The sequence below is a fragment of the Haemophilus sp. HN_Hi10 genome, assembly GCF_049821985.1.
Lineage (GTDB): Bacteria > Pseudomonadota > Gammaproteobacteria > Enterobacterales > Pasteurellaceae > Haemophilus > Haemophilus influenzae_D.
Genome location: NZ_CP187495.1, coordinates 1,913,924 through 1,924,886 on the forward strand (window position 1 = coordinate 1,913,924; position 10,963 = coordinate 1,924,886).

Annotated in this window: 8 protein-coding genes; 2 read left to right on the plus strand and 6 right to left on the minus strand. The window is 35.9% G+C overall.

What is annotated here, in order from left to right; all coding sequences use genetic code 11:
• Nucleotides 1-74: 74 nt before the first annotated feature.
• From mnmE to ACPT8Q_RS09530, 6 genes are all read right to left on the minus strand, one after another.
• Nucleotides 75-1,433 (minus strand): tRNA uridine-5-carboxymethylaminomethyl(34) synthesis GTPase MnmE, encoded by a 1,359-nt coding sequence (mnmE, locus tag ACPT8Q_RS09505; RefSeq protein ID WP_050948648.1) that lies wholly within the window; start codon nucleotides 1,431-1,433, stop codon nucleotides 75-77.
• Nucleotides 1,434-1,973: 540 nt separating this feature from the next.
• A complete protein-coding gene (gene yidC / locus ACPT8Q_RS09510; protein WP_050948649.1) occupies nucleotides 1,974-3,599 on the minus strand; it encodes a membrane protein insertase YidC in 1,626 nt (541 codons plus the stop codon).
• Complete coding sequence (gene yidD, locus ACPT8Q_RS09515; RefSeq protein ID WP_005659282.1) at nucleotides 3,599-3,859, minus strand: membrane protein insertion efficiency factor YidD; 261 nt, start codon at nucleotides 3,857-3,859, stop codon at nucleotides 3,599-3,601. The genes yidC and yidD overlap by 1 nt, the downstream gene beginning before the upstream one ends.
• Nucleotides 3,823-4,182, minus strand: coding sequence for a ribonuclease P protein component (rnpA, locus tag ACPT8Q_RS09520; protein ID WP_005647913.1), 360 nt, complete (start codon nucleotides 4,180-4,182; stop codon nucleotides 3,823-3,825). The genes yidD and rnpA overlap by 37 nt, the downstream gene beginning before the upstream one ends.
• Nucleotides 4,183-4,194: 12 nt before the next feature.
• Nucleotides 4,195-4,329 carry a 50S ribosomal protein L34 gene (gene rpmH, locus ACPT8Q_RS09525; protein ID WP_005539760.1) on the minus strand — a complete coding sequence of 45 codons (135 nt, stop codon included), beginning with the start codon at nucleotides 4,327-4,329 and terminating at the stop codon, nucleotides 4,195-4,197.
• 177 nt (nucleotides 4,330-4,506) lie between these two features.
• On the minus strand, nucleotides 4,507-5,982 hold the full coding sequence (locus ACPT8Q_RS09530) for a surface lipoprotein assembly modifier (protein ID WP_425627522.1): 1,476 nt from the start codon (nucleotides 5,980-5,982) through the stop codon (nucleotides 4,507-4,509).
• 97 nt (nucleotides 5,983-6,079) lie between these two features.
• On the opposite strand from ACPT8Q_RS09530, the gene ACPT8Q_RS09535 reads away from it, so the two are divergent.
• A complete protein-coding gene (locus tag ACPT8Q_RS09535; RefSeq protein WP_061671264.1) occupies nucleotides 6,080-7,999 on the plus strand; it encodes a transferrin-binding protein-like solute binding protein in 1,920 nt (639 codons plus the stop codon).
• A gap of 27 nt (nucleotides 8,000-8,026) precedes the next feature.
• Complete coding sequence (locus ACPT8Q_RS09540) at nucleotides 8,027-10,777, plus strand: lactoferrin/transferrin family TonB-dependent receptor (RefSeq protein ID WP_061671265.1); 2,751 nt, start codon at nucleotides 8,027-8,029, stop codon at nucleotides 10,775-10,777.
• Nucleotides 10,778-10,963 lie beyond the last annotated feature (186 nt).

Here is a 10,963-nt window from a genome sequence, read left to right on the forward strand (position 1 = left end):
CAACAAGACCCTACCAAATATTGCCGCTTTTGATTTGAATTTTTGCCCAAGAAAATGACCGCACTTTATCCTTCCTATTTTCCAATGCAGAAAGAGCTAAAAATATTACCGAGTAAATCATCAGATGTGAATTGACCCGTAATTTCACTTAAATAGCTTTGAACTAAGCGTAATTCTTCCGCTAAAAGTTCTCCCGCGTGAAATTCAGTAAGTTGAACCAAACCGATTTGTAAATGCTCTGCGGCTTTCTCAAGTGCATCTAAATGACGACGACGAGCTAAAAATCCCCCTTCGATACCTGTTTGAAAACCCATTGCTTGTTTCAAATGCTCACGTAAAAGTTTTACACCATCATGCGTTTGAGCAGAAAGACTAATAATTTGATAACCACCCTGTTCGCTTTCACTTGCTTGTTCGCCATTTAAATCAATTTTGTTTCTAACAATAGTAACTGGCAAGGTTGAGGGTAATTTTGCTAAAAATTCTGACCGCACTTTGGTTAAATCTACACTTTCAGGATCGCTACTATCTAACATCAAAATAATACGATCGGCTTGCTCAATCTCTGTCCAAGCACGAGAAATCCCAATTCGCTCCACTTCATCGGTTGCATCTCGAAGACCTGCGGTATCAATAATATGCAATGGCATACCATCAATATGAATATGCTCACGCAATACATCACGGGTTGTACCTGCAATATCCGTAACGATAGCCGCTTCGCGACCAGCAAGTGCATTAAGCAAACTCGATTTGCCTGCATTCGGACGACCGGCAATCACGACTTTCATACCTTCACGTAAAATAGAACCTTGTTTAGCTTCAGAACGAACATTTTCTAGCTGATTAATAATACCACGTAAGTTTGCTTCAATTTTTCCATCCGCCAAGAAATCAATTTCCTCATCAGGAAAATCAATGCTTGCTTCCACATAAGTACGTAAATAAATCACAGAATCAACCAATTCATTTACTTTTTTAGAAAACTCGCCTTGTAAGGATTTCAATGCTGAGCGTGCCGCTTGTTCTGATGTTGCATCAATTAAATCTGCAATGGCCTCTGCTTGGGCAAGATCAAATTTATCATTCAAAAAAGCTTGTTCAGAAAACTCGCCTGGTCTCGCCAAACGGATTCCGTCAATTTGTAAAATACGTTTGAGTAATAAATCTAATACAACCTGCCCACCGTGACCTTGCAATTCCAATACATCTTCACCAGTAAATGAATTTGGCGATTTGAAATAAAGCGCAATCCCTTGATCTAAAATAGTGCCATCAGCATCTTTAAAAGGAAGATAATCTGCCATTCTTGGCTTAGGGCATTTACCTAATATAGCTTGAGCAACTTCTGTTGCTAAAGGTCCAGAGACTCTTAAAATCCCAATACCACCACGACCTGGCGCAGTAGCTTGAGCAACGATTGTTTCTTTCATATAAAACCTATTATTGTCTGGGGAAATATGATATTACCTAGGGTAAGTATACCCTAGGTTTATCCCAGTGCTACCCCTTTGGGGTAGAGCTTGACGTTCCCCAGAGGGGAACTATTATTACTATAATTAACCGTGGGTATACTTACCCACGGTTGATTGCCTAGGGTAGGTACACTACTACTTAGGGTAGGTATACCCTAGGTTTATCCCAGTGCTACCCCTTTGGGGTAGAGCTTAATGTTCCCCAAAGGGCAACTATTATTACTATAATCAACCGTGGGTATACTTACCCACGGTTGATTGCCTAGGGTAGGTATACCCTAGGTTTATCCCAGTGCTACCCCTTTGGGTAGAGCTTGACGTTCCCCAGAGGGGAACTACTATTACTATAATTAACCGTGGGTATACTTACCCACGGTTGATTGCTTAGGGTAGGTACACTACTACCTAGGGTAGGTACACACTACCTAGGGTAGGTATACCCACGGCAGTAAAATAAAGAAAGGCACATTCTGTGCCTTTCTTTTTGCCTGTTCGTGACTATTTCTTACGAGAATGCAACCCTTTTTTCTCTAAACCACGATAAATTAATTGCTGTTGGGCGATTGTAATTAAGTTGGAAACTAACCAATACAACACTAAACCTGCAGGGAACCACAAGAAAAAGAACATAAAAACTAATGGCATAAAATTCATTACTTTTTGTTGTGTTGGGTCAGTTACTGGTGTTGGAGACATTTTTTGCAACAAGAACATTGAGATACCCATTAAAATAGGGAAAATGTAATAAGGATCTTGTGCCGATAAGTCTTGGATCCAACCAAAGAATGGTGCATGACGTAATTCAACGGCTTCTAAGAACGTCCAGTATAATGCGATGAAAATTGGCATTTGAAGAAGAATTGGCAAACAACCACCAAGTGGATTTACTTTTTCCTCTTTATAAAGCTTCATCATTTCTTGGCTCATACGTTGGCGATCATCTCCAAAACGCTCACGCATTTCTTGAATTTTCGGTTGCAACATACGCATTTTAGCCATTGAAGTATATTGTGCTTTCGTAAGAGGATACAAAATTGCTTTCACTACAATTGTTACACAGATAATCGCTAAACCCCAGTTAGACACAATCCCTTGAATAAAGGTTAATAACCAGAATAACGGTTTAGCAATAAACCAAGCCCAACCATAATCAACAGTTAAATCTAAATTATTTGCGACAGTTGCCATTTGATTTTGAAGTTTAGGACCAGTCCACAATGAACTTGTAATCGTCTCTTGGCTACCAGCAGGAATAGTGACAACAGGACCACGATAACCAATTGATGCAACATTATTTTTACTATCTGTAATTGTGTAAAGTTGATTATTTACATCTTGATTTGGGATCCACGCAGAAACGAAATAATGTTGTAACACTGCAACCCAACCAGCTTTAGTATCAATAGAAAGATTATTATCTTGCATATCAGCAAAACTATATTTTTTATAGTTAGTTTCTGAAGAAGAATATGCACCGCCAGTATAAGTAGGCATTGCAACATTACCAGAGCTTTCAACAATAGAATGTTTCAATTGACCATAAGGCTCAACTTCAATGGCTTGACCACTTTGGTTATCAATCTTGTAATCTACGCCTAAATCGTAGCTACCACGTTTTAATACGAAGATTTTTTGATAAGTTACGCCATCTTTTTCAAAAAGAAGAGGTATAGAAAGAGATTCTTGACCCTCTGCTAATTTAAAATTATCGCCTTCAATTTGATATTGCGCACGACCAGAACGAGTATCAATACCGTTTTTACCAATTAAACCACTTTGCGCAATATAAATATGCTCTTTAGTATCTTTTAATAATTCAAACGGTGTTTTTGAATCCAATTCTGCATCATATTTTAATAATTCAGAGCTAATTACATCGCCACCCAATGTATCAATTTTCAAACGGAACACATCGTTTTCAAGAGTAATAATACGACCACGAGTTTGAGAATCAGCTATGGCTTGTGAATTAGAAGGGGAACTTGCCGGAACGTCAGAAGTGGCAGTTATTGAAGTTGTTTGTTCAGTTTGCACAGGTGGATTTTTATCCAACTGCCATTGCTGATAAACAAGGAAAGAAATAAAAATCAGTGCAAGCACTAATAGGCTACGTCTTGAGTCCATTATTTTTTCTCATCATTATTATTGGTTTTTGGTGGAACAGGATCGAATCCACCTGCGTTTAAAGGATGGCATTTTAATACACGTTTCAGCGTAAGCCAACCACCTTTTAATAATCCGTGTGTTTTTAATGCTTCAATACCATAGCAAGAACAAGTAGGCACAAACCGACAACGAGCCCCAATAAACGGACTAATCATAATTTGATAAAGACGGATAATCTTAATTAAGATTTTTGTGCCAAACGAATGTGTCTCTGCCATAATTTTTCGAGTATTTGTGCAAATGTATTATTGTCGAGTTTTCCAATACCATTTTTAGCTACAAAAACAAAATCATAAGCAGGCAAACGATGCTGTGATAAACGAAAACTTTCTCGTACTAAGCGTTTAATTCGATTACGCTCGTGGGCGCGTTTTAAATGTTTTTTAGCAACGGTCAAACCTAAACGCGGATGTTCAAGATTATTTTTTCTAGCAAGGATTGTAATTTCGGGAGTACTAGCTCTGAATGGCTGTTCGAAAACATTTTTGAATTGAATGGGAGTTAATAAACGTAACTCCCTTGAAAAGTTTAGCTTAACCACTAAGAATTGTGATTATGCAGATAAACTTTTACGACCTTTAGCACGGCGACGCGCTAAAACTTGACGGCCATTTTTAGTTGCCATACGAGCACGGAAACCGTGAGTACGACTACGTTTTAATACAGAAGGTTGAAATGTACGTTTCATTTTAATTTACCTAAATACAATTAAGAGTGAATAAAATAGAGCGCAATTCTAGTCATAAAATGCGCGTTCGTCAAATAAGAAACGGAAATTTTTTAAAAAATTTCAAACTAATATTAAAAATATAGTGTATGCACATTTGATAATGTTAGAGATAACTCAATAGGTTAGTTTACAACCTTAAAATATTTTTCCAATTTCGAGATAAATTCTATTTTTATCATAACGATAAAAAGCATGATTACTAGTGGATTTTTGATAATCCCACGATAATTTGGGTGTTAGCCCCATAAAATGTATATTTCGATGCCATAAAGTAATTGTGGTTGTGTATTCACGATTTTTTTGCTGTATCCCAATCAAATCTTTCTCTCTATATACTCGATTGGCATAACTAAAAGTAAGACGTGATGAAATACCATAAGACCAATCCTGCCCCCAACCAAGTCTCAATGTCTTTTGTTGATAAGCATTATCTAATGCTTGTGTATTTTCTCTATGAAAATCCATGCCAGCAAACCAAAATTGGGTGCTTTTAGGTAAATAAAATAGTGTTGATGAAATGAAATAATAATTACCATCTAAATGTTTTCGGATTTTATAACGAGATTTTCCATACTCAAGTGCGGTAGAAATTTGCCAAGTTTTACTTAGCCAATCTACCATTTCTAAACGAATACCCAATTTATCCGCATATTGCTTCATTGTATTCGTTCCAGAGCTACCGCCTGCATACCAACGCTTTTCTTGAAAAGGAAACAACGAGACTTCAACTGAGGCGGTTTGATAACCTAAACCACCACCTATACGCAAAGTAGCCTCATTGTATTTTTTATTATCCCAATAATATTTTCCATTTCCATTAAACATAGTTTTACTAAAAAAATGATCTGCCCATGGCCATTTTTTTTCTACCGATAAAGAATACCCTACCCCCTTCCCACTTTCTTTTTCCCAAGCGGTCCAATTACCAATTTTTGTGCCACTTTTTGGAGCGTTATTCAAATTATCATCATTTAAAAAATTTAATCCTACTTGCCATATCCATTGATTCCGCTGATTTAGTGTTAAAAGATACTGATCAATAACACCTAAAAATTTTTCATCATCTACCTCTGTACGTAATTTTTCAAATTGAATTTTGGCAGCTTCATTTTCATAGTTAAAAAATAGAGCTTGAGCTAATTGATAACGTAAAGGTAGTAAAGATGCGTTTCGAGCGAATAATTCACGATAATAAGCAATAGATTGAGTTAAATCACCTTGTTCACGAGCTTCAATAGCCTTTGCCCAAGTTAGCAAGAAATTATCTTGTTGAGGAAATTGTTTATATAGTGGTAATAACAGTTGAACTGCCTGAGTGTTATTTTGATATAAAGCAGGAATTAACCCACGCAAAACAAGTCTTGGATGTTGTGCTAATTGGCTTTTGGAAAGAGAAATAATATGCCTATTTGGTATTTCTTTCTTAGGCATAGAAGAAAAAGAGGAGGTTTTTAATTCCGCACTTTGAATCGTATTTGTCAATGTATCATTTTTAGGACGTGCAACATCTGCCCAAGCTACATTCGTTAATGATAAGCCTATTAATGATAAGCCTATTAATGATAAGCCTATTAATGATAAGAAAGAAATTTGTTTTACGCCATTTTTCATATTTTATCCATGAACTTAAAAAACTCTGACTTGACATTATTAAAAAAAAAGATCGATAATGCAAATTATTATCAATTTTGTATAGGTATATAATTCTATGAAATCTGTTTCTCTTATCTCTGGTGGACTTTCCTTTTTACTAAGCGCTTGTAGCGGGGGAGGTGGTTCTTTTGATGTAGATGACGTCTCTAATCCCTCCTCTTCTAAACCACGTTATCAAGACGATACCTCGAATCAAAGAACAAAATCTGATTTGGAAAAGTTGTTCATTCCTTCTTTAGGGGGAGGGATGAAGTTAGTTGCTCAAAATTTTACTGGTGCTAAAGAACCTAGTTTCTTAAATGAAAATGACTATATATCATATTTTTCCTCACTTTCTACAATTGAAGAGGATGTTAAAAAGAACAATAAAAACGGGGAGTCCACTATTGGCTTAATTAAGGAACCTAATGGAACATCACAAAATTCTAATTCACAAAAATACGTTTATTCTGGTTTGTACTATATTGAGAATTGGAGCGACTTTTCCAAACTCCGAGAAAAAGAAAAAAAAGCTTATTCTGGCTATTATGGTTATGCCTTTTATTATGGTAATAAAACTGCAACAAACTTGCCAGTAAGCGGTGTAGCTAAATACAAAGGAACTTGGGATTTCATCACTGCAACTAAATATGGCCAAAATTATTCTTTGTTAAGTAATTCTGGCAGTCACGCTTATTCTCGACGTAGTGCAATTCCAGCAGACATTGATTTAGATCGTCAGACGGGCTTAATAAGTGAATTTAGTGTAGATTTTGGTAAGAAAAAGCTCACTGGAGGACTTTATTATAATTTACGTGAAACAAAGGCTAATGAATCACAAAAGAGAACACATCAACTCTACGATCTAGAAGCTGAAGTGTATAGCAACCGATTCAGAGGTAAAGCAAAGCCAACCGAAAAAAATTCTACAGATCATCCCTTTACCAGCGAGGGAACATTAGAAGGTGGTTTTTATGGGCCTAATGCTGAAGAACTAGGGGGAAAATTTTTAGCTGGCGATAAACGAGTTTTTGGGGTATTTAGTGCCAAAGAAACGGAAGAAACGCCAAAAAAACCCAAATTATCCAGAGAAACCTTAATTGATGGCAAGCTAACTACTTTTAAAACAACCGATGCAAAAACCGATGTAAAAACCAATAAAATAACCGATACAACAGCCAATACAAAAACCAATGAAAAAAACTTTACGACAAAAGATATACCAAGTTTTGGTGAAGCTGATTATCTTTTAATTGATAATTACCCTATTCCTCTTTTCCCTGAAAATACAAGTGACTTCGCAACAAGTAAACTCCATAAGGTAGGAGATAAAACCTATCAAGTAGAAGCATGTTGCAATAATCTAAGCTATGTAAAATTTGGTATGTATTATGAAGACCCATTAAATGGAGAAAAAGAAAAAGAAAATGGCAAAGAAAAACAAACGAAAAAACCTATCGACACTTATTATCAATTCTTATTAGGTCTCCGTACTCCCAACGCCGAAATACCTACAATGGGAAACGTGAAATATCGCGGTAATTGGTTTGGTTATATTAGTGATGGCACGACATCTTACTCCCCCAGTGGTGATAAGGAACGCAATAAAAATGCTCCCGCCGATTTTAATGTTGATTTTGTCAATAAAAAGCTAACAGGCGAATTAAAACGAGCCAATACTGGAAATACCGTATTTAGAATTAATGCAACCTTTCAAAAAGGTAGTAATGACTTCAAAGGTACAGCAACCGCAACAAATTTTGTAATAGATGGTAACAATAGTCACACTGGAAATACCTCAATTAATATTACAACTGAAGTAAAGGGGGCATTTTATGGACCTGATGCTTCTGAATTAGGCGGTTATTTCACCTATAACGGAAACAATCCTACAGCTAAAAATTCTGAAAGTTCCTCAACCGTACCTTCATCACCCAATGCAAGAGCTGCCGTTGTGTTTGGCGCTAAAAAACAAGTAGAAACAACCAACAAGTAGAAAAAACCAAATAATGGAATACTAAAAATGACTAAAAAATCCTATTTTCGCCTAAGTATTATTTCTTGTCTTTTAATTTCACACTATGTAAAAGCAGAAACTCAAAGTATAAAAGATACAAAAGAAGCTATATCATCTGAAGTGGGCACTCAAAGTACAGAAGATTCAGAATTAGAAACTATCTCAGTCACTGCAGAAAAAATAAGAGATCGTAAAGATAATGAAGTAACTGGGCTTGGCAAAATTATAAAAACTAGTGAAAGTATCAGCCGAGAACAAGTATTAAATATTCGTGATCTAACACGCTATGATCCAGGTATTTCAGTTGTAGAACAAGGTCGCGGTGCAAGTTCTGGATATTCTATTCGTGGTATGGACAGAAATAGAGTTGCTTTATTAGTAGATGGTTTGCCTCAAACGCAATCTTATGTAGTGCAAAGCCCTTTAGTTGCTCGTTCAGGATATTCTGGTACTGGTGCAATTAATGAAATTGAATATGAAAATGTAAAAGCCGTCGAAATAAGCAAAGGAGGCAGTTCTTCTGAGTATGGTAATGGGGCACTAGCTGGTTCTGTAACATTTCAAAGCAAATCAGCAGCCGATATCTTAGAGGGAGACAAATCATGGGGAATTCAAACTAAAAATGCTTATTCAAGCAAAAATAAAGGCTTTACCCATTCTTTAGCTGTAGCAGGAAAACAAGGTGGATTTGAAGGGGTCGCCATTTACACTCAACGAAATTCAATTGAAACCCAAGTCCATAAAGATGCATTAAAAGGCGTGCAAAGTTATGAGCGATTCATCGCCAAAAAAGATGAATCTTCAGACGCATACTTTGTGATGAAAGATGAGTGTCCAAATGATTATGACAGTTGTATACCTTCAGCCAAACCACCTGCGATTTTATCCACCCAAAGCGAAACTGTAAGCGTTTCAGATTATACGGGGGCTAACCGTATCAAACCTAATCCAATGAAATATGAAAGCCAGTCTTGGTTTTTAAGAGGAGGTTATCATTTTTCTGAACAACACTATATTGGTGGTATTTTTGAATTCACACAACAAAAATTTGATATCCGTGATATGACATTTCCCGCTTATTTAAGATCAACAGAAAAACGGGATGATAGAAGTGGCTCTTTTTATCCAAAGCAAGATTATGGTGCATATCAACGTATTGAGGATGGTCGAGGCGTTAAATATGCAAGTGGGCTTTATTTTGATGAACACCATAGAAAACAGCGTGTAGGTATTGAATATATTTACGAAAATAAGAACAAAGCGGGAATCATTGACAAAGCAGTGTTAAGTGCTAATCAACAAAACATTATACTTGACAGTTATATGCAACATACGCACTGCAGTCTTTATCCTAATCCAAGTAAAAATTGTCGTCCAACACTTGATAAACCTTATTCATACTATCATTCTGATAGAAATGTTTATAAAGAAAAACATAATATGTTGCAATTGAATTTAGAGAAAAAAATTCAACAAAATTGGCTTACTCATCAAATTGTCTTCAATCTTGGTTTTGATGACTTTACTTCAGCGCTTCAGCATAAAGATTATTTAACTCGACGTGTTATCGCTACGGCAAATAGTATTCCAGGGAAAGTTGGTAAAACTAATAACCACAGAAATGGTTACAAAAACCGACCTTACTTATACCCAAAACCAAAAGCATCTTTTGATGGACGAGATCTTTGTAATTATAAAGGTAGCTCCTCTAATTACAGTGACTGTAAAGTGCGGTTAATTAAAGGGAAAAATTATTATTTCGCAGCACGCAATAATATGGCATTAGGGAAATACATTGATTTAGGTTTAGGTATTCGGTATGACGTATCTCGTACAAAAGCTAATGAATCAACTATTAGTGTTGGTAAATTTAAAAATTTCTCTTGGAATACTGGTATTGTCATAAAACCAACGGAATGGCTTGATCTTTCTTATCGCCTTTCTACTGGATTTAGAAATCCTAGTTTTGCTGAAATGTATGGATGGCGGTATGGTGGCAATAATAGCGATGTTTATGTAGGTAAATTTAAGCCTGAAACATCTCGTAACCAAGAGTTTGGTCTCGCTCTAAAAGGGGATTTTGGTAATATTGAGATCAGTCATTTTAGTAATGCTTATCGAAATCTTATCGCCTTTGCTGAAGAACTTAGTAAAAATGGAACTACTGGAAAGGGCAATTATGGATATCATAATGCACAAAATGCAAAATTAGTTGGCGTAAATATAACTGCGCAATTAGATTTTAATGGTTTCTGGAAACGTATTCCCTACGGTTGGTATGCAACATTTGCTTATAACCGAGTAAAAGTTAAAGATCAAAAAATCAATGCTGGTTTAGCCTCCGTAAGCAGTTATTTATTTGATGCCATTCAGCCCAGCCGTTATATCATTGGTTTAGGCTATGATCATCCAAGTAATACTTGGGGAATTAATACAATGTTTACTCAATCAAAAGCAAAATCTCAAAATGAATTGCTAGGAAAACGTGCATTAGGTAACAATTCAAGGGATGTAAAATCAACAAGAAAACTTACTCGGGCATGGCATATCTTAGATGTATCGGGTTATTACATGGCGAATAAAAATATTATGCTTCGATTAGGGATATATAATTTATTCAACTATCGTTATGTTACTTGGGAAGCGGTGCGTCAAACAGCACAAGGTGCGGTCAATCAACATCAAAATATTGGTAACTATACTCGCTACGCAGCATCAGGACGAAACTATACCTTAACATTAGAAATGAAATTCTAAATTAAAATGCGCCAGACAGGTTAAGCACGCTATCTATATCGCACTGGCGCATTTCTTTTCAGTTCTATAATCTTATGAAATGAAAACTCAACACTAGATTTTTTAGAAGATCTTTTCACACATTTATTGTAAAATCTCCGACAATTTTGACCGCACTTTTATAATAAAAACAACAAGGATCCTTTT

Excerpts from the sequence above, each read along its gene's own strand:
- mnmE (WP_050948648.1), bottom strand. The coding sequence starts at position 1,433 with ATGAAAGAAACAATCGTTGCTCAAGCTACTGCGCCAGGTCGTGGTGGT.
- yidC (WP_050948649.1), bottom strand. The coding sequence starts at position 3,599 with ATGGACTCAAGACGTAGCCTATTAGTGCTTGCACTGATTTTTATTTCT.
- yidD (WP_005659282.1), bottom strand. The coding sequence starts at position 3,859 with ATGGCAGAGACACATTCGTTTGGCACAAAAATCTTAATTAAGATTATC.
- rpmH (WP_005539760.1), bottom strand. The coding sequence starts at position 4,329 with ATGAAACGTACATTTCAACCTTCTGTATTAAAACGTAGTCGTACTCAC.
- ACPT8Q_RS09530 (WP_425627522.1), bottom strand. The coding sequence starts at position 5,982 with ATGAAAAATGGCGTAAAACAAATTTCTTTCTTATCATTAATAGGCTTA.
- ACPT8Q_RS09535 (WP_061671264.1), top strand. The coding sequence starts at position 6,080 with ATGAAATCTGTTTCTCTTATCTCTGGTGGACTTTCCTTTTTACTAAGC.
- ACPT8Q_RS09540 (WP_061671265.1), top strand. The coding sequence starts at position 8,027 with ATGACTAAAAAATCCTATTTTCGCCTAAGTATTATTTCTTGTCTTTTA.